Source organism: Chitinophaga sp. HK235 (genome assembly GCF_018255755.1).
Taxonomy (GTDB): Bacteria; Bacteroidota; Bacteroidia; order Chitinophagales; family Chitinophagaceae; genus Chitinophaga.
In genome coordinates this window covers 2,143,577-2,161,715 of record NZ_CP073766.1, presented here as the reverse complement: position 1 = coordinate 2,161,715, position 18,139 = coordinate 2,143,577, and the positions used below count along the sequence as shown (strand labels likewise).

At 43.5% G+C, this 18,139-nt stretch carries 16 protein-coding genes; 4 read left to right on the top strand and 12 right to left on the bottom strand.

Annotated features, from left to right (window positions below):
• The first annotated feature begins 1 nt into the window (after window position 1).
• Window positions 2–919 carry a hypothetical protein gene (locus tag KD145_RS06950; protein WP_212005182.1) on the top strand — a complete coding sequence of 306 codons (918 nt, stop codon included), beginning with the start codon at window positions 2–4 and terminating at the stop codon, window positions 917–919.
• A 96-nt stretch (window positions 920–1,015) separates the two neighbouring features.
• Window positions 1,016–1,471 carry a GNAT family N-acetyltransferase gene (locus tag KD145_RS06945; protein ID WP_212005181.1) on the top strand — a complete coding sequence of 152 codons (456 nt, stop codon included), beginning with the start codon at window positions 1,016–1,018 and terminating at the stop codon, window positions 1,469–1,471.
• A gap of 147 nt (window positions 1,472–1,618) precedes the next feature.
• Here the strand turns inward: KD145_RS06945 and KD145_RS06940 are convergent, their stop codons facing one another.
• The 3 genes from KD145_RS06940 to KD145_RS06930 all read right to left on the bottom strand — a co-directional run bounded on the left by KD145_RS06940 (window position 1,619) and on the right by KD145_RS06930 (window position 4,867).
• Window positions 1,619–2,827 (bottom strand): MFS transporter, encoded by a 1,209-nt coding sequence (locus KD145_RS06940; RefSeq protein ID WP_212005180.1) that lies wholly within the window; start codon window positions 2,825–2,827, stop codon window positions 1,619–1,621.
• A 40-nt stretch (window positions 2,828–2,867) separates the two neighbouring features.
• Complete coding sequence (locus tag KD145_RS06935) at window positions 2,868–3,374, bottom strand: N-acetyltransferase (RefSeq protein WP_212005179.1); 507 nt, start codon at window positions 3,372–3,374, stop codon at window positions 2,868–2,870.
• An 86-nt stretch (window positions 3,375–3,460) separates the two neighbouring features.
• Window positions 3,461–4,867, bottom strand: a complete 1,407-nt coding sequence (locus KD145_RS06930; RefSeq protein ID WP_212005178.1) for a PLP-dependent aminotransferase family protein — start codon at window positions 4,865–4,867, stop codon at window positions 3,461–3,463.
• A gap of 79 nt (window positions 4,868–4,946) precedes the next feature.
• Here KD145_RS06930 and dxs point away from each other — a divergent pair, with 79 nt between their 5' ends.
• Complete coding sequence (gene dxs, locus KD145_RS06925; protein WP_212005177.1) at window positions 4,947–6,881, top strand: 1-deoxy-D-xylulose-5-phosphate synthase; 1,935 nt, start codon at window positions 4,947–4,949, stop codon at window positions 6,879–6,881.
• Window positions 6,882–7,024: 143 nt separating this feature from the next.
• On the opposite strand, the gene KD145_RS06920 is transcribed toward dxs, so the two are convergent.
• The 6 genes from KD145_RS06920 to KD145_RS06895 all read right to left on the bottom strand — a co-directional run bounded on the left by KD145_RS06920 (window position 7,025) and on the right by KD145_RS06895 (window position 13,997).
• Window positions 7,025–8,344 carry a serine hydrolase gene (locus tag KD145_RS06920; RefSeq protein ID WP_212005176.1) on the bottom strand — a complete coding sequence of 440 codons (1,320 nt, stop codon included), beginning with the start codon at window positions 8,342–8,344 and terminating at the stop codon, window positions 7,025–7,027.
• Window positions 8,338–8,880, bottom strand: coding sequence for a hypothetical protein (locus KD145_RS06915; RefSeq protein ID WP_212005175.1), 543 nt, complete (start codon window positions 8,878–8,880; stop codon window positions 8,338–8,340). Before KD145_RS06915 ends, KD145_RS06920 begins: the two co-directional genes overlap by 7 nt.
• Before the next feature lie 56 nt (window positions 8,881–8,936).
• Window positions 8,937–9,272 (bottom strand): PadR family transcriptional regulator, encoded by a 336-nt coding sequence (locus KD145_RS06910; protein ID WP_212005174.1) that lies wholly within the window; start codon window positions 9,270–9,272, stop codon window positions 8,937–8,939.
• A gap of 244 nt (window positions 9,273–9,516) precedes the next feature.
• Entirely contained in the window at window positions 9,517–10,254 is a 738-nt protein-coding gene (locus KD145_RS06905) for an alpha/beta fold hydrolase (protein ID WP_212005173.1), read from the bottom strand.
• 80 nt (window positions 10,255–10,334) lie between these two features.
• A complete protein-coding gene (locus KD145_RS06900; RefSeq protein ID WP_249219754.1) occupies window positions 10,335–10,772 on the bottom strand; it encodes a HopJ type III effector protein in 438 nt (145 codons plus the stop codon).
• A gap of 93 nt (window positions 10,773–10,865) precedes the next feature.
• Window positions 10,866–13,997 (bottom strand): AsmA family protein, encoded by a 3,132-nt coding sequence (locus KD145_RS06895; RefSeq protein ID WP_212005172.1) that lies wholly within the window; start codon window positions 13,995–13,997, stop codon window positions 10,866–10,868.
• Window positions 13,998–14,341: 344 nt separating this feature from the next.
• Here KD145_RS06895 and KD145_RS06890 point away from each other — a divergent pair, with 344 nt between their 5' ends.
• Window positions 14,342–15,391, top strand: a complete 1,050-nt coding sequence (locus KD145_RS06890) for an exo-alpha-sialidase (protein WP_212005171.1) — start codon at window positions 14,342–14,344, stop codon at window positions 15,389–15,391.
• A gap of 78 nt (window positions 15,392–15,469) precedes the next feature.
• Here KD145_RS06890 and KD145_RS06885 read toward each other — a convergent pair whose 3' ends face one another.
• The 3 genes from KD145_RS06885 to KD145_RS06875 all read right to left on the bottom strand — a co-directional run bounded on the left by KD145_RS06885 (window position 15,470) and on the right by KD145_RS06875 (window position 18,125).
• On the bottom strand, window positions 15,470–16,213 hold the full coding sequence (locus KD145_RS06885) for a hypothetical protein (RefSeq protein WP_212005170.1): 744 nt from the start codon (window positions 16,211–16,213) through the stop codon (window positions 15,470–15,472).
• A gap of 217 nt (window positions 16,214–16,430) precedes the next feature.
• Window positions 16,431–17,630, bottom strand: a complete 1,200-nt coding sequence (hmpA, locus tag KD145_RS06880) for an NO-inducible flavohemoprotein (RefSeq protein WP_212005169.1) — start codon at window positions 17,628–17,630, stop codon at window positions 16,431–16,433.
• 57 nt (window positions 17,631–17,687) lie between these two features.
• Entirely contained in the window at window positions 17,688–18,125 is a 438-nt protein-coding gene (locus KD145_RS06875) for an Rrf2 family transcriptional regulator (RefSeq protein WP_256441276.1), read from the bottom strand.
• Between the last annotated feature and the right edge of the window lie 14 nt (window positions 18,126–18,139).

Genomic DNA, 18,139 nt, shown 5'->3' with positions numbered 1-18,139 from the left:
GATGAGAAGATTAAATGTACTCATTGATTCACAGACAAAGGAAAACAAGTTTAGTTTTTATTTAAGTCTGTTCCGGATTCTAATATGCCTCCTGCTATTAAAGAAACTAATCCTGCAATGGAAATTTATTCCGTTAATATTTGAAGGAAAGGATTTTCTTAGTCCCACACGTAAAATCATCAGTATACTCTCCATTTCTTTTGATGCTGATATACTCAGAGAGAATATATATGTATTCCTATTTACATATTTGTTCTTCATATTCCTGTTCCTGCTGGGTGTAGGAAGAAATTACACTGCTTTTCTTGTTTTTATTTTACATGAATTGCTTCAAAAATTGTGTCCACAAATATTAAATGGCGGTGACAATATATTAAAATTCCTCCTTCTTTATTTATCTTTTGCTGATAGCTTCATTTATTTCACCTCTAGAAAGGTGAAAAGTAATAAAAATCAGGATATTAGAAATTTCCTTTCAAACATGGCCGGTTGGTGCATCTGCATTCATATCTGTATGATATACTTTATTAGTGCTATTCATAAAATGAATTCAGACGTCTGGTTTCATGGAGTGGCCGTATACTATATACTCAACCTGGAAAGATTTAATGGAACATCTTTAAACACATGGATAGGGAATAATACAGTTGTGGTTGTGCTGACCACTTATGGTACCTTGTTCTTGGAATTATTATACCCGATACTGGTATGGCTAAAAAGAACGAAAATGATTATAATCACGGCCGCTATACTTTTACATACAGGGATCGCCATATTTATGATGCTCTATGATTTTCAGCTTGTTTTTATTCTGATTCAGGGATTTTTTATTGATAACAAAAAATGGATCCATATTTATTCAAACATAAAAATCAGGATTTTAAAAACTAAGACAGCACAAGTTATTCCATTCAATTAAAAATGCCAGGCATAGTAGATAAATGTGCGGCTGCTGCCAAATTATTAAGTCAAACGGAATCTTTCAGTAAAAAAAGGAATTTATTTATCTTTAATCATGGAATTTATTATCCGAAAACTGCATCAGGAAGATTTTGAACAATGGCTTGCCTTGTGGGAAGGCTACAATGAATTTTATGGACGATGGGGGGCAAAAATGCTTGATCCTCTAATTTCCCGGACGACATGGAACCGCTTTTTTGATGTTTACGAGCCTGTCCATGCGATAGTTGCGGAGTGTAACGGAAGGCTAATAGGGCTTTCGCACTACCTTTATCACCGCAGTACTATAACAGTGGAACCAAGTTGCTACCTACAGGATTTATTTGTATCGCAGGAATTCCGGGGAAATGGAATTGCCCGAAAACTCATTGAATCTGTGTATAGCCTTGCTAAAACAAATGGGTGTTCCAGGGTTTATTGGCAAACCCAGGAAACAAATCATACAGCAATTCAATTGTATGATAAATTGGCGGAACGGTCAGGTTTTGTAGTTTATCGTAAACTACTATGATACTATCAAAAACATATCCTCGCATTGTATATTCGACCAGGATTCCAGGGTAAGTGAACCCTGACAAATAGTATATCTATTCAGCAAGCTGTATAATGGCCAGGTCGTAGATTTGAAGGCTTTTTTCATCCACCGGTCTTGATATCGTCACCTCTCTTTTCTGAAAACAAACACCGCCACCACGCTCGCGATAAGTGCGCACATGCCGTATAGCTGGAAGGCTTTTTCCAGTCCGATGTTAACGATCAGGCTCAATACTAAACTTCCAAGTCCGTATCCCAGGAATAGAAAAAAGGCAAAGAGCCCCGTCGCAGCGCCTTTGTTGGTACTATAGGTAGTAATGATCGCTGCAAACAACGGATGCGAAAGATCAAAGCCGAGTGATAAAAGGGTAACAAGCAAACACGAAGCCGCCAGGCTGAATTGCTGACTAAGCAGCAGTACCGCTAACGAACCAACGAAGATGCCCAGCGGTATGATCTTACTCCTGCCGTAGCGATCTGCCAGTTTCCCCAGAAAAGGTCCCAGCAATAGCCCGGGAATGCCATAGCCGAGCAAAGCCAGGCCGATCTGCATTTCATTGGACCCATAGTTTTTATAAAAAAAATATCCTAACCATGCGAAGATCCCGCTGTGAAACATACCGTTGAACATGACATAACAATAACCCCACCTGGCCCGTTTTTGTGAGAGGATGGTGTGGAAGGATGCCAGAATATTCTTCTGACTTATAGCCTTCTCAGATGTGTCAAATAACCAGTTTCTCAACACGATGATCATGATCGAAATGGCAAAACCGGCTGTTGCAACACCAACAAATAGCCATCTCCAGCCAATCAGTGAAGAAAACAGTGCGCCCACGCTGGAGCCAAGGGCAGTGCCGCCTGCCATACAGCCAAAGAAAATGCCGAGTGCATGTCCTCTTCGTTCGTAGGGATAGGTGTCACTGATCCAGCTAATGGTAGTAGGCGCCACACCGGCTGCTCCCATTCCTGTCAGCAACCGTAAGAGGATCATCTGGTTGATGTCCCCAACAATGGTAGTGGCTAGCGTCAGAACGGTAAACAACAGCAGGGATAAAATGATGACTTTAAATCTTCCCAGCCTGTCACTTAAGGGGGCATAAAATAGTGTGAAAAGGCCATAACCCAGCAGGTATGATGGTTCTATAAAACTTACGTGCCTGACTGTTGTCTTGAAATGTTCCGATAACATGGGCAACAAAGGAGCTACCATCAACCCTTGGAAAAATATGATAAAAGTAGCCAGTGAAACAACCAATACGGGCAACATGGTGGCTTTGCCTTGTGTACCTACCTCTACGCCGGCAGCTGTGATTTTCTTACTTAATTCCATTTGAACTTCCGTTTGGCTATAGTCAGTGCACTAATAACGTTTACGCGATCAAACACACGGAGGCCAACGGTAATTCATCAAGCTGCCCGGTTGTATGTTGCCTGGCGAATCCTTTGTTTTCAAAAAGCTCAATCAATGGATTGTCGGCATATTCAGTTATCCATACATTTTCATATGGTTTGCAGACAGTAAGGCATTTTTCAAGCAGAGCATCTCTGACAGCAGGCGCCGGATATTTTTTTAGCACACCGAAATCCACGATGCGGGCAGCCCGTTTACCTTCCAGGGGCTGCGGTCGTTTACCCTTAGAGGTGATACACGCATATCCTGCAGGCTGATCATCCACATAAACTATCAGCCACTGGTTAGATATACTGTTGATTTCAGCTACCAGGGCCTGCTCATTAAAATTTTTGAGGATATAGCTGTCTAATACTTTTTGTTCGAGAAGGGTTGAGTACTTCTCTATGGCCAGTTCCTTTGTCAGCATCAAAAGCGCTTCCATTCCCTGTTTCGTAACCACTGTAAATTTCGTGATGATATTCATATCCTGTCGCAATTATACAGGCAAATCTATCACGCTTCCCCGAATCACAGACGGTACACATTTTGAAATTATAAGCAGTACAGATGCTATCGCGCCCGCTGTCCGGCCAGCCGGATGGCCTCCATCCTTTTGGGAGAAAATTTATCTGCAAAGACTATCCTGAAATGCTTGTCGAAAGCTCCTGAAAAGGAGAATGTGTAACCTGGGGTAAACCTTACTCCGATTTTCTCACATTGATCATAGAAGTGAACCATATCTGTATCATCTGGCATCTTCACCCAGATATTGTATCCGCCCGAAGGTCTGAGGACCGAGGTCTTTTCCGGGAAATAAGCTGATAGTAGATTAATGGCAAAGTGCGCATTCTTTGCCAACTGCATTCTGAATGAACGAACATGCCGATCATAACTGTTGCTGGCTAACAAGCGGTTGACAGTTTCCTGGTACAAGGGAGAGACGGTACTACCCAATGCAAACTTGATCTGTTCTGCACGTTGCATAAATTTCCCCGCTGCCAACCAACCGACCCGTATTCCCGGCGCCAATGTTTTCGCATAAGACGAGTATGATAACACTAGTCCGCTGTCATCAAATCTTTTTATGATGGAAGGTCGGTGCCCGTGGAAGTTCAGGTCTCCATAGACATCATTCTCTATAAGCGCAACATTATATTGATGTGCAACGGACAGCAGTGCCAGCTTTTGTTCATCGGTCAGTAATATCCCGGTAGGGTTATGGAAATTGGGCGTTACGATTACGGCTTTAATAGCATTGCTGCGGCAGGCCTTTCTCAAAAAGTCAACATCAAATCCGGTATATGGGTCAACCGGGATTTCGATAACCCTGAGATGGAGTACCCTTATAACTTCCAGTACTGAAAATACACAAGGGCACTCAACAGCTATCACGTCGCCTGCATTGCACACAGCAGCTAAAGCGATGTGTAATGCCTGTAATGCGCCATCGGTAATAAGCAGTTCGTCGGGATTTATAATGGTTTGATGAATAGCTGCTTTTTTTAGGATATTCTCCTTTAGTTCTATCGATCCATTTGAAGGGTAGTAGCGTAGCAAAGTGGCGCCCTGCTCCCTGATCACCTGTTGCATGGTACGGAGCAGTAATTTTTGAGGTATTAACAGATCGCCGGGAGCCGCTACATTAAATTCTGAGAATTTGCGTCCTGCCTTCAGCGAGGTCGTAAGTCCAAGATGATGTTTAAAAATGGCGTCCCTGGCTACCGGCCGGTGTTTGGCCTTCACCTGTTGATTTGATAGGTCCGGTCTGTTACTGACATAATAGCCCGATTTGGGCACGCTCTCCACCAATCCGCGGGCGACCAGATACTCATATCCCTGCTGTATAGTGCTGATGCTTGTTTGATATTGCTCCTTCAGATCGCGGACAGACGGCAATTTATGTCCGGGTTTGAAAACGCCCTCGCGTATGTTTTTTTCAATGGCGTTGGTAAAGGCTTCGAATTTATACACCTTCATATCTGTACTGGTAATTTATATGTATTCTGTGTCTGTACTGTAAATGTAAGCGATTTAAATTTGCGGGAAAGAATGCTGAATGCCCGGAAATTATAATATTGATACACCAGATGATCTGCGAAACCTACCCGTTTCGTCTCTGCAAGACCTTTGCGAGGAACTGAGGTCTTTTTTAATTGATCATGTTGCCTCGAATGGAGGTCATTTCAGTTCCAGTCTCGGTGTTGTGGAACTTACGGTTGCACTGCATTATGTATTTAATACGCCGGAAGACAAACTTGTTTGGGATGTTGGTCACCAAGCGTATCCGCATAAATTGTTGACAGGAAGGAAGAGCCGTTTTTATTCCAACAGGTTACTGGGTGGGATCAGCGGTTTTCCAAGCAGGGAGGAGAGTGTATTCGACGCCTTCGGAACCGGCCATTCTTCCACCTCTATTTCGGCCATACTGGGCATGGCCTGTGCGGCCAGATACCGCGATGAAAATACACGCCAACACATTGCGGTAATCGGTGACGGGGCTATGACGGCAGGGCAGGCGTTTGAAGCATTGAATAATACCGGGTATGAACAGCCAAATATGCTGGTGATACTGAACGACAATAATATGTCGATCGATGCCAATACGGGTGCTTTACAGAACTATCTTACGGAACTAGCTACCGGCAAGCACTATAATGCGTTAAAGTTGCATATCAGGAAGTTGTTATCACATCCCGGGCAGCCAGACAAGTGGCCTGTGGATATGGTACGGAAGCTTCAAAAAACCGTGAAAGGTGGACTATTGCGTTACAGTAATCTTTTCGAAGCGCTGAACATCCGGTATTTTGGTCCCGTCGATGGGCATGATCTTAAAAAGCTGATCAATGTATTGGAAAAACTGAAACATATACCCGGGCCCAGGTTATTACATTGTGTAACGACCAAAGGGAAAGGTTTTGCCCCAGCGATGGCCGATAAAGCGAAATGGCATGCACCAAGAAAATTCGACAGATTTACAGGTGCGACATTGGATGTGGAGACGGTTGCAGATCAGGTTGTCACTTTCCAGTCAGTATTCGGCGATACCTTAATTGAACTGGCAAATAGAAACCCGAAGATTATGGCGGTAACACCTGCGATGTTATCGGGAAGTGCACTAACCAGCATGAAGAAGGAAATGCCTGAACGTGTTTTTGACGTAGGCATCACCGAACAACATGCAGTTACTTTTTCGGCCGGCCTCGCCGCTGATGGAATGATACCTTTTTGCACGATATACTCCACTTTTTTACAGCGTGCCTATGATCAGGTCATCCACGACGTAGCCCTGCAAAAGCTGAACGTCATATTATGTATTGACCGGGCGGGTGTCGTAGGCCCGGATGGGCCAACACATCACGGTGCATTTGACATTGCCTTTCTAAGGTGCGTGCCTGACATCATTGGTGCTTCCCCCATGGACCTGGAAGACTTCAGAAATCTTCTCTTTACGGCGCAGGCCAGCAAGGGAAGCGGACCATTTGCCATTCGCTATCCCAAGGGGCCGGGAGTATCAACGCCTGCGTCCTCCGGTTTCAGAAAACTGGAAATAGGAAAGGGAAGAAAGATCAGACCCGGTAAGGATATCGCCATTCTTTCCCTTGGCCCGGTGGGACAATACGTAAAAGAAGCCTGCGAGGAGCTGGAAGGGTATCAATTGAACGTAGCCCACTATGATCTCCGATTCTTTAAACCACTTGATGAGGCATTACTACATGAGGTATTCCGCCAGTTTTCCAAGGTGATCACTATCGAAGATGGTTGTATCTCAGGGGGTGTAGGGAGTGCTGTGATGGAATTTATAGTGGAGCATGGTTACCATGTTACCTTAAAGCGATTGGGGCTGCCAGACACCTTCGCGGTACAGGGTACACAGCAGCAACTTCATGAATTATATGGTTATGATAAAAAAGGGATCATCAGCCTGGTTAGACGACTTGCTATACATTCCCAAAACCTTGAAAAGGTTTCAGGCAACAGTATTCAATGCTGACAACTCACTTATGCATTATATCTAAAACGCTGGCCCCACGGGCTACCTTGTTCTCAAGGCAGCCCGTGGGGCCGGATTAAAAGGGGCAGGTTTATAATCACATGATCCGTCTTCTCATTTTTACGCACTTGGGTCAGCCCCGATTATTCTTTTGTAAACAGAAATACTTGTCCTCTCTGCTTTAAAGTCAGTTGCTTTTTTTCTGTATTAAATTCAATGACTATACCCGCTTTTTCAAATTGAAAAGTGTTTGCAGATATTGCATCCAGCGGAAAGGATGATTGTCCAGTGGCCTGGCCATATAGTTTGTTTCCAGCCTTTGTTATCTGGAGTTTTAAAGGAATTTGGGTACTGGCGTAGTTGCCTGAAAACTGATCTAGTGCTTCAGGGTTTAGCGCTATGGTTTTAAAAGTTGGTATGTCAAATGGCTTGTTGAAATAGCAGCTTAATGCGCATAGAAGTATATCGTTGTTTGCATATATCAATCCGTTTGAAGTGATGGCCACGGAAAGTTTCTCTGCGGGAAAATATACCAAGACTGATTGGAACCCATCAATCCCTCCTGTATGTCCGTAACAGTACTTTTCGAAATAAGGAAGTTTAAACATTCCCATTCCATACTTTCCGTCGATGGTTTTCATGGAATCCAATGATCTTTCTGAAACGATTTTGCCGGCAAAAAGTTTTTCAATGAAAACGGTTAAGTCTGTGGGAGTTGACATGATTGCTCCTGCTCCCAGTGGTATGGACGGATCCGTTTCTGTTTCTTTAGTCCATTTATCATTAAATTTGTAGGAGTAACTCTCATTTTTTTTGAGATCGGTTTTGCCTCCGGAATAAGTACTTGTTAAACCTGCTGGTGTGGTGATTTTAGTCTTTAGGATATCTGCATAAGATTTACCATAGAGCTTCTCCAGGATATAAGACAGAATAACATAGTTCGAATTGCTGTATTCAGATTGTGTATCTGGTTCAAAATCACTTTTCGCGCCGGCAATGATCGCCATCATTTCTTTCTCTGATTTGGCCTGCGTATTATATGTCAGATAAGCCTTGTCGTCGGTGAAGTTATGAATACCGCTTCTGTGCCGGAGCAATTGTGTAATCGTTATTTTATTTGCATTCGGGATTTGAGGATAGTACTTATCAATCGTTTGATCCAATGATAATTTATTTTCTTCCACTGCCTTCAGTATAAGTGAGGCGGTAAACATTTTGGAGATAGACCCGATTTTGTATCTGGTTTTTGTATCTGCTTTTTGGGAAGATTCAATATCACTATATCCAATAGCTCTTGTGTATAGTGGCTGGCCGTTTTGTGAAATAGCTATGCTACCCATATATTTATCTTTTTCCTCCAGAATATTAAACAGGCTGTCTAAACGTTGGCGGTTAAAATTTTGGGAAAAAGAAACGTTGGCTGTTATAGTCAACAGGCCGGCGATAATTACTCTTTTTAACATAGTTTGCGATTGAGGCTTTTTTTCAATTTTAAGAGAGCTGTGATGAGTATATAAAACAAAACAATTGCGAACAGCATAATGGGAATAAACCAAAATCCCAGTATTTCCCTTAGTCCTTCCAGATCCTTATCACTGGCTACTCCCAGCACTACAAAGGAAGAATCCCTGTAAAACAATCCTACTCCGGATGGATTTATCAGTTTGGCAATGATCAGGAATACAAATCCGAATAGCATGAGATAAAGCACCAGGAAAATGATATAGGAAATACCATTGGTGATGTTTAATACTAAGGCTTTAAAAACATGGATGGGGTTGAAGGTTTTGGTGGCTTGTTCCAGTTTTTTATCGGCTACCAGCGGTTTTAACACTTCTTCCGGAGGCCCCAGTTTTTCCAGAATATCCAGTAATGAATCTATTTCATTGGTCTTGTCTTTATGTTGAATAGCTTCAAAAATATGACTGTTAAGCTCCATGTAGATATCATCCTGGTTTTCTGTCGAAAGGGAACGGGTAGCTTTCTTAACACGCTTCATGTAATCATTATATACTCTTTTTGAAGCTGGCTGGTTGAATTTTATGTTCTCTATTTTCATTTGATTATTTTATGGATGGAGCGTTCCAGATTTTTCCAGTATTCGTTCATTTGAGCCAGGGTTTTGGCTCCCATGGAGGTCAGACAATAATATTTCCGGGGGATGCCTGTTTCCTGTTCTACCCACTTTGAATCGACCAGGTTTTCAGCTTTTAACCTGTTCATCAACGGATAAAGTGTTCCTTCGGCAATTTCCATATCAGTATGTTGCTTTATCTGTTCAATAAGCTCATAGCCGTAATATTCATTGCCTTTAAGGATATTCAGGATGATGAAAGTCAATGTTCCCTTTTTGACCTGCGATTTCCAATTTGCTACAAAGGTTTCATTCATACTTCAAATGTATAACAAAATACATAGCATTGCTAGGTATATTGAAGGTGGATAAGATGGCGTGTTTTACGATTTGGATATCAGTTAGTTAATTGAAGTGTTTCCGGAGGTTCAGGACTGAGGAGGATGCTTGAATGTATGAGAAGGTCGATGATTTGTTGTCTCCCGAAAGTATCACAGGGGGCACAGAAGAAACCCCAAACCCGCGAATGGAGCGGGTTTGGGATTTTAAATATCGGGTAGTCTACCAGTGCGTTGATGGTTCAATCATCGTATCAATGGAGCCTAAGAAATTTTTGACGGTAGTGGCAAAGCGTTCTGGCTGGTCCATGTGGAGACTGTGACCAGCTTCCCTGATTTGTTCAACCTGCAATCTGGCGTTAAGCCGTTGCAGCTCTTCAGCAACAACAGATGAAACCACACCGCGGTCACCAAATACGAGGAGGCTTGGAATGTCAATGTTAATCACTAACTGCCTGTAATCGGGATTGGGTGGTGTGAGAACGTCAAAAGCGCCCATGCTGGTTTGAAGTCGGGCCCGGGCGAATAGCTCAATGGTCTCCGATGACCGGTTGGGATGTCTGGTCCGCGCTTCGGCCATTATTTCTTCCAATGACATATTCAGCACCTTCCGATGCTGATCAGCAACGTCACTATCCCGAACTTCCCGCTGAACTTTTGGACTCAGGAATGTTGGATCAGCTAATACCAGACCAGAGAGCAGATTGGGCTTACGGCCTGCCACCACGGCTGCAGTCATTCCTCCCATTGAATGTCCAAGCAGGATTGGAGGAGATAGTCTCAGGGCTTTTATCAAACCAGCGACATCATTTGCATGATCTTCATACTGGTATCCGTAGTCAGGTACGCCGGACTTGCCATGTCCTCTGGCATCCGGCATAATTACATCATATTCTTTCTCCAGTGTATGAGCCAAACCTGTCCAGCACAAGCCATTAGTCATTAACCCATGTAACAGCATTAGAGGCGGTTTGTCTCCCCCGGTTCTTGTATAGTGTATGTTAATGTTGTTTGTTTCGCAGATGCCTGTATGCCAGTGGGTCATTGGTTATTTTTTTCGTTCTGCACCAGTGCCTGACCTTCGAATACCACACCTGACCATCCATGAGCCATAAACTGCCGGATGTTTTGGTGGTCATTTCCATTGGGATTATTTAATACCGACTGATAGTGTTCTGCAAATAAGTAAAGTGTATCTTCTTTGGAAAGACTATTTATTTGGGCGAAAGCAAAAACTTTGGCACTACCCTGATTTTGTGTTGCCTCATTATAAGCATCCCCATTTTTGAAGGCTGTTGGTTGGTGCTGATACTGACTTTCTATAAATTCAATCACATCCTTAAACAGGATTGAATTGTCCTTTAGTTTTCCAATCAATGTAATTAATTGCCCGTTCATGCAGAATAATATTTTTAAGATTAAAGTGACGCTTTGAGTGAGTATGATTTTAACCTCACCACATCCCGTTTGATCACCCAAAAATAAAAATTTTAGCATTTAGTTCGCAGCATCTTTTCCATATAACAAAACAGCATCCATCGGGAGATGGATGCTGTTTTGTTATAGTTAGTATTATTCTTCTGTATCGGGTGTTTCTTCCAGTTGATCCTTATCGGTGCCTCTGCGTAATTTTACTTTTGGATTGCTCTGCGTTCCGGTAACGTTGAAGGGTATACCCAGAATACCGAACGGAGGCAGGCCTACCCGGCCTTTCAGGTTTAGTTTACCATCTATGCTCACCTGCCCTTCGAAGCGGGGGCGAAAGCCAGCGACACGCAGTTTGGTTCTCTCTATGGTAATAATATTGTTGCTGATGGTAGATTTAATGTCCACTTTGGAAACATCCGGATCTTTTATTTCTGATTTGCCGGTGGACTGACTTACAGCATTCATCAGCTTGAAGCCTTTCAGTTTAATTTTCTTAACGGACAGTACACCACCACCTTTCAGAGAAGGGTAGACAGGGTTCATATTGCCGTCCAGTTTACCGCTGAGGTGATAGTCAATACCTACTATGCCGCTGGCGCTGGCAGCCGAACTGGCCATATCACGGAAGATTTTAATTTCATTATAAGCGCGTCTGATATCAAATTCCTTTGCTGTGATGTGATAGTCGAAGGTGGCCCTTTGTGGCTGTATACAGGCGTAGGTAGCATCCATTTCCACGGGGGCGCCGATAATATTGAATCCGGTTTTGTTGAGCGCTACTTTGCCGCTGTCCAGCACCACTTGCCCATGGAAACTATCAATGTTCATGCCTTTGAAGCGGATTCTGTCAGCTGCTGCATTGAGCGTCAGTGCCAGGTTGGAAGGCAGCATAATCACACCGGAAGGGGTAGTGGTTTTACTTGCGGTAGTAGTGGCTGCAGGACTGGAATTGGTCATCAGTTCATCAGCGAAAACATCATTACTTTTAAAATCGAAGGTACCATGCAGGGTTTGATTTTTTCCGGTGAGATAACCGATCACGTTGCTTAAAAAGCCATTCATGGTGAGCTTCGATTTTCCATAGGTGGCGATAAAGGTATCAAACCACATTTTATCCTGATCGAACCGGAATATACCGTTGCTGATATAAAAGGGCAGGGGAAACATCGCCGAGTTGAGCACCATATCCCTGACGATCATGGTGCCCCGGTTATTTAATTTATTATAGCGTCCGGCAACAGCATCAGCCTGGGTTCCGCTGAGGGCCAGGTTGGTTTTGATGAAGCCTTTCAGGTCATATCCTTGTATGGCAAATACTTTATAGATCGCACCCAGATCAATTGTACCGTTGGATGTAATATTATACCGGAGGTTATCGAAATTACTCAGATCTGCTTTCAACAGAAATGGTTTCCCTTCGAATTCAAAAGCTACGGGCTTCACATCTACATTCAGGGAGCTGAGTGTGCCGGTGGTGTTGGTAACGGTGGCATCCACATTGATTTTCTGAATGGGCTTAGGGTAATATTTTGTTTGCAGGGTACCATCACTCATGGTCAGTCTGGCAGTAGTTACCGGGAATAATCTTTTAGCCGGTACATAGCTGCCTTTGGTATTAATATCAACATGCAATGCGCCTGTAACATCAAGACTATCCATAGGGTAGAATTGTTTGATATCGCTCAGTTGCAGGACAGAGGCCAGTTGTGCGTCTATGACAGGAGCCTGGGCATTACTGAAGCGGAAGTACCCTTTGATGTAGTTGCTTAACAGGTTGGCGTTGATATTGCCGATATTAAAGTGCGTATGTGCCAGATTGTTATCCGGGCAATTAGCGGCTACCTGGAAGCTGATATTTTTAAGTGCTTCCGGCAGGGATGCCAATTTGAAGTAACCATCGCGGAAGCTAGCCTGGAGATCGAAGGAAGGAATACTGCTGATGACTGTATCCGGATGGTGTTTGGGGCCGCGGTTCACAATGCGGGTGGCATATGGGCCGTCAGCGAGCATATGCGCCTGCAGGCGACCTTTGAGGTCGAAGGACTGCCAGCCCATGGCTTTGCTCCATTTTTCCAGGTCCAGGTCTGTATTTAATTTGATATGGATATCCGGCGTCTTAAGTCCTTTTACCCGTATCACAGAGCTGAAATAATCTTTATCAATATTAAAGAAGATGGAGTCTACATTAAGATATAAACTATCGGTATTCAGCCGGGCGAGTCTGGACTGAAAATTCAGGAACAGATTTTTAATAGGTGCCGGTGCTTTGGGATTGCTGATAACACCATTGCGTACCTGCATATTAAAGGTAAGGTCAGGCATGGTGTTGGTTTCAGCAATATATTCACCTATTAAACTGGCATTTACATCCGCGGTACCATCTACATTGGTATGTTGCATCCAGGTAAGATATTCAGGAGGCAGGGCGCCGAAAATAGCATGCAGGCTTGATTCCATGGAGCTGAGCCGGAAGTCCATTTTATAGCCATTCTTCATGAAGGCGAAAGCACCTTTAAATCTTACAGGCAGTTCATTTATTTTCAGGTCATTTCTTTCAAAGATAAAATCCAGGGAGTTGGTATTGATTTTTGTGATCAGTTCCCCGTTTAGTTTTTTGGATAGGATATAGGAAGTATTGTTATAGTTGAAATCCAGGGAACCGATATTGATTCTGGAGTAGAGATCGAAGACGGCTTTGGAGAGATCTCCCTTACCTATATAATTTACGTCCTTCGCCTGCACATACATGGGGAGTGACCGATCATCGTAGATAAGGTGACAATGATCAATTTGTATCCTTTCTATCTTCATGGATGCGCTGCCGCTGTCCGGTTTACTGGCAGTGCTGGCAGGAGCCGCTTTATAGATGTTATAATTCGGATGTCCGGTGGAATCAACCATGATATGGATTTTCCCGTTGGTCAGATATATCTCATCGATGGTGATGGCATCGGAAAATACGCTTTTCAGGTTTACACCCAGGGCCACTTCATTGCCGGCCACGAGGGTGTCCTGCTGGAAAGGGGCTCCGCCTTTCAGGCTAACATCGTATAGGGTTAGCGTTAGGGCAGGAAAGTGGTTAAAGAAGGATAACCGGGCTTTGGAAAAATTGAGCTCACCGGTAATACTGTTGTTGGCCCAGGTCTTGATCTTGCTGGATATCGCATCTGGAAAAAGGATGGGAAGCAGGAATAACAGCGCAAGAATTGCGGCCAGAGATATTGATGTAATTTTTAATATTTTTAATGCAACTTTATTAATGATGGCATTACGCATAGCAATCCGGGTATATATTAAATGGTGCCGAACATATAGCCTGTTAACGGGAAGGCATACACTGGCAATTCTATGATGGTTACGGGGGCGAAGGTAGTTCTTTTTTAGGTGTAGACTTCCCGGAAGCAGGAAGGAAAACGTATATGCAAAACCTTAATGGGTAATGCTGCTGACAGATATAATACCGCATTCCGCTGTCTGATAATTGGGGTGGGTGGAGCCGGACTATCCAGGATTGTAAAGAAGAAATCTTTGCCGGGTGTGTTTTCATATTATAATCCTCTCCGGAAAATTTTTATCTTGTGGTTTCCCTGATTTTTGTTTCTAATTGAATTTAATGATACATGTTTAGATTTTTATCGCTCCTGATTGGTTTGGTTTTTTGTATTCATACCGCGAAATGCCAGAAAAGTTGGATTAAGCAGAAAGAAGAACTTTTATTTGAGGCACCTCCGTTTAAGGCCTGTCATGCTTCTTCTATTACGGCCATCGCCGGAGGGCAATTGCTGGTAGCCTGTTTTGGGGGGGCATATGAGGGTAGTAAAGATGTAGGAATCTGGGCCGGGGTGATTGGGAAAGATGGGAAAGTGATTCCAAAGGAGATAGCCATTGGGAAAGTGAGTGATACCTTACGGTACCCTTGCTGGAATCCTGTGTTATTACAATTGAAAAACCGGCAGCTGGTACTTTTCTATAAGGTGGGGCCTAATCCCAGAGACTGGTGGGGGATGTTGAAAACCTCTGGTGATAATGGCCGGAGTTGGTCTGCAGCAAAAAAGTTACCGGAACATATCGTGGGGCCGATAAAAAATAAAGCCGTGCTGCTGAAAGATGGCACTATTCTTTGTCCTTCCAGTACAGAGGCCGAAGATGGCCGGTGGAGAGTACAGGTGGAGAAAACAGATATCACCTTTCGGAAATGGAAAACCATCCCGGTAGATACAGCGGGCACTTTTGATGTGATACAGCCGAGTATTCTTTTCTATGGAAAAGATACTTTACAGTTGTTATGCAGAAGTAAGCAGGGAAATGTAATACAGTCCTGGTCATATGATAATGGCAACAGCTGGTCTGCATTATCGCGCGCCAGTTTACCGAATCCAAATTCCGGCACCGATGCCGTTACCTTAAAAGATGGCCGGCAGCTGATTGTCTACAATCCTGATTTACCAGGTAAAGAATGGTTCAATGGTCGTGCCAGGCTGCGTGTAGCTTCCTCTGCAGATGGTCTTCACTGGGAAGATATCATAACCCTGGAAAACGGTACCAATGAGGAGTTCAGCTATCCCGCCATTATTCAGACCGAAGACGGATTGGTACATATTACTTATACTTATGACCGTAAAAATATTAAGCATGTAGTACTGCGGGAAGAAGTCTATGCTCAACCATGATCCGATCAACAGTTTATGACAAGCGAAGAAATGCGATAGGTGCTTTGCGGTAAAAACCAGTGTGGGTCGCAATTACTTTTATTTCACTCTTTCAAAAATATATTGTTCTATTACGGCATAGTATGAAAAGTACTCGTCCTTCTTTACATTTTCAATTACGCTCGGGTAGTTAATAATCAGATAACCTTTTTCATCAATCCCAAACTGCGATACTCCGCCACTTGCCTTCATCAATTTGTACATCATCATAAACCGCCTGTTTTCAATCTTATATTTTGCAGACATCATTTTTTTGAAATTTGTTTTGCCTGTTTCTTTCACGTACAATTTAAAATTGTCATCGGTGATGACTGCAAAGGCTTCATCATGGCTTTTGTCGGCTAAAATGATATCTGCAAGTCTGTAATATTTTTTGGTGGGTAGGTAAACTGAATCATTATATCTGATGGAGCGGAATTTCAGCATTCTCCAGGTTCCGATTAGTTGATGAGGGTCATTTACAATCGTTGCTGTGTCAAGTTGTGCATGTGGTATAATGGAGTTGAGCGTTACTGTAGTGGTAACACCATTTTGTTTGTAACTCATTGCGGCCTGTGTTTTTCTGATGGCCGGGGTCAGAAAGGAGTAATAGATATCGAAGTCGTCGTCCCAGGACGGGAATTGAAGTCTGGGCCTTGAAATTTTGTAATCCGATGGGAAGTTAATGGTCGTATCCTTCGGTGTTTTTGATAGTTGTTCAAAGTTGTTGTCCTGTGCAGTGGCGCCAATAGTGATCGCTGTTAAAAGCAGGGCAGATAGAAATTGAATAAAATGCTTTGTCATATAGGTCCTAGGGTGTTATTGATAATTGCCGGCAGTGAACGTGGATTTTAAAAATTGCCAGTCTGCCGATGCCTTGAATTTATAGAATAAACTTTATTATCCGGCTTTGTTTCCTGATATGATTAAATTCCTAAGCCTGTAGGATAGTGTCTGATGGGGGATATAACGTAAACGTATAAACTAAAGGGGGCAAAAGCCCCCCTTTTCCGGTATTTATCTAGTTGTTTAACTGCAGAGAAGCTGGTCCGAATTCTTCAAAGTGAATCGAAGCTGTATCCACGCCGTTTTCTACCAGGAAACCGTAGTGTTTGGCGATGAACGGCGCGGGTCCACAGATGTAATAGTCGGCGTCTGCCTGTAATACGGCTGCTTTAATTTTGGAGAGATCTACCCAGCCGGTGTATTGGGTCTGTATTTCAGGCTGATCATAAAAAATATGATGGTTAAGATTGGAATAGGCATCAGCGAGTTGTGTCAGACGGTCTTTGAAGGCATGTACGGCTTCGTTGCGGCATCCGTGTACCCAGGTGATAGGCGTATCTGTTTGTTTGCCGGTAAGTTCTTCGAGCATAGCCATCAGAGGTGTCTGGCCCACACCGCCGCTGATGAATACTTTAGGGCGGGATGTATTTTCATTGAGTGTGAAGGTGCCGGCAGGTGCTGATAATTCTACTACGTCTCCTTCCTGGATATGATCGTGGAGGCGGTTGGAGATCAGTCCGTCGGGATGACTGGCACCTGCTTCCCTTTTAACTGAAATGCGGTAGTATTTACCGTTGGGAGCGCAGGATATGCTGTACTGGCGGGGTTGCAGGAGGTTCAGTTCAGGTAGGAACAGGCGCAGACTGATATACTGACCTGGCAGAAAGTGTGCTACATCGCCACCATCAGCAGGATACAGGTAGAAGGAGATGATTTCCGACGATTCTTTTATTTTCTGTTTTACGATAAAAGGTTTCCAGCCGGTCCATCCTGCATTTTTGTTTATCTGTTTTGTATAAAGACTTTGCTCATGACCAGTCATGATGGCTGCCAGCTGCTGATAGGCTGCAGCCCATGCTTCCAGCAGTTTCGGTGTGGCAGCATCACCCAGTATTTCGGAGATAGAGGCCAGCAAATGTTTTCCGACAATTGCATAGTGTTCCGGACGGATATCGAGGCTGGTATGTTTATGCCCGATACTGTCTACTACCGGCATCAGTACAGCCGGATTATCAATGTGCTCCGCATAGGCCAGCACTGCCATTGCCAGGGCTGTCTGTTGTTTTCCATTCTGCTGGTTTCCCATGTTGAATACATGTTTCAGCTCCGGATTATGGGTAAACATGCGGTTATAGAAATGGGTTGTCAGTAATATGCCATGCTCTCTGAGCACTGGCACGGTGGCGGTTACGAGCTGTTTTTGTTCCGTTGTCATTTTATATAAACTTTTAAACAACAAAAGACTTTTTTGTCCTTTATTTTTATAAAAAAACTATTTGTTCAGGGTAAATTTCTCTTTAATCAGGCCCATATTGAATTTCCCGATAGTGGTATTGTTCAGCATGCGGGTGATCCGGTTTCTGATTTTCTTAAAATCTTCATGCAGGGGACATGGATTGCTTTCGGAGCAATAGGAGAGGCCCAGTCCGCATCCGATGAATATTTCATTGCCATCAACGGCGGTCACAATATCAGCCAGCGGGCGGTTCAGAGAAGCGGCATCAAAGTAAAAGCCGCCATTAGGACCCTTAGCAGACTGGATCAGTCCTTCCCGGCTGAGTTTCTGAAGAATTTTGGCAAGGAAGGGCTCCGGAGAATTAATATGTTCGGCAATTTCTTTACTGCCCACCTTGTATCCTTCATGAGATCGCTGAGCGACGTAGAAAACCGCGCGCATCGCATACTCACATGTTTTAGAAAAGATAGCCATATTGCTGCCTGAAG

Bases quoted from the DNA above. Each gene is read 5' to 3' on its own strand.
- KD145_RS06885 (WP_212005170.1), bottom strand. From the start codon at position 16,213: ATGACAAAGCATTTTATTCAATTTCTATCTGCCCTGCTTTTAACAGCG.
- hmpA (WP_212005169.1), bottom strand. From the start codon at position 17,630: ATGACAACGGAACAAAAACAGCTCGTAACCGCCACCGTGCCAGTGCTC.
- KD145_RS06930 (WP_212005178.1), bottom strand. From the start codon at position 4,867: ATGAAGGTGTATAAATTCGAAGCCTTTACCAACGCCATTGAAAAAAAC.
- KD145_RS06890 (WP_212005171.1), top strand. From the start codon at position 14,342: ATGTTTAGATTTTTATCGCTCCTGATTGGTTTGGTTTTTTGTATTCAT.
- KD145_RS06935 (WP_212005179.1), bottom strand. From the start codon at position 3,374: ATGAATATCATCACGAAATTTACAGTGGTTACGAAACAGGGAATGGAA.
- KD145_RS06915 (WP_212005175.1), bottom strand. From the start codon at position 8,880: ATGAAGCGTGTTAAGAAAGCTACCCGTTCCCTTTCGACAGAAAACCAG.
- dxs (WP_212005177.1), top strand. From the start codon at position 4,947: ATGCCCGGAAATTATAATATTGATACACCAGATGATCTGCGAAACCTA.
- KD145_RS06895 (WP_212005172.1), bottom strand. From the start codon at position 13,997: ATGCGTAATGCCATCATTAATAAAGTTGCATTAAAAATATTAAAAATT.
- KD145_RS06950 (WP_212005182.1), top strand. From the start codon at position 2: ATGAGAAGATTAAATGTACTCATTGATTCACAGACAAAGGAAAACAAG.
- KD145_RS06945 (WP_212005181.1), top strand. From the start codon at position 1,016: ATGGAATTTATTATCCGAAAACTGCATCAGGAAGATTTTGAACAATGG.
- KD145_RS06905 (WP_212005173.1), bottom strand. From the start codon at position 10,254: ATGCTGTTACATGGGTTAATGACTAATGGCTTGTGCTGGACAGGTTTG.
- KD145_RS06920 (WP_212005176.1), bottom strand. From the start codon at position 8,344: ATGTTAAAAAGAGTAATTATCGCCGGCCTGTTGACTATAACAGCCAAC.
- KD145_RS06875 (WP_256441276.1), bottom strand. From the start codon at position 18,125: ATGGCTATCTTTTCTAAAACATGTGAGTATGCGATGCGCGCGGTTTTC.
- KD145_RS06940 (WP_212005180.1), bottom strand. From the start codon at position 2,827: ATGGAATTAAGTAAGAAAATCACAGCTGCCGGCGTAGAGGTAGGTACA.
- KD145_RS06910 (WP_212005174.1), bottom strand. From the start codon at position 9,272: ATGAATGAAACCTTTGTAGCAAATTGGAAATCGCAGGTCAAAAAGGGA.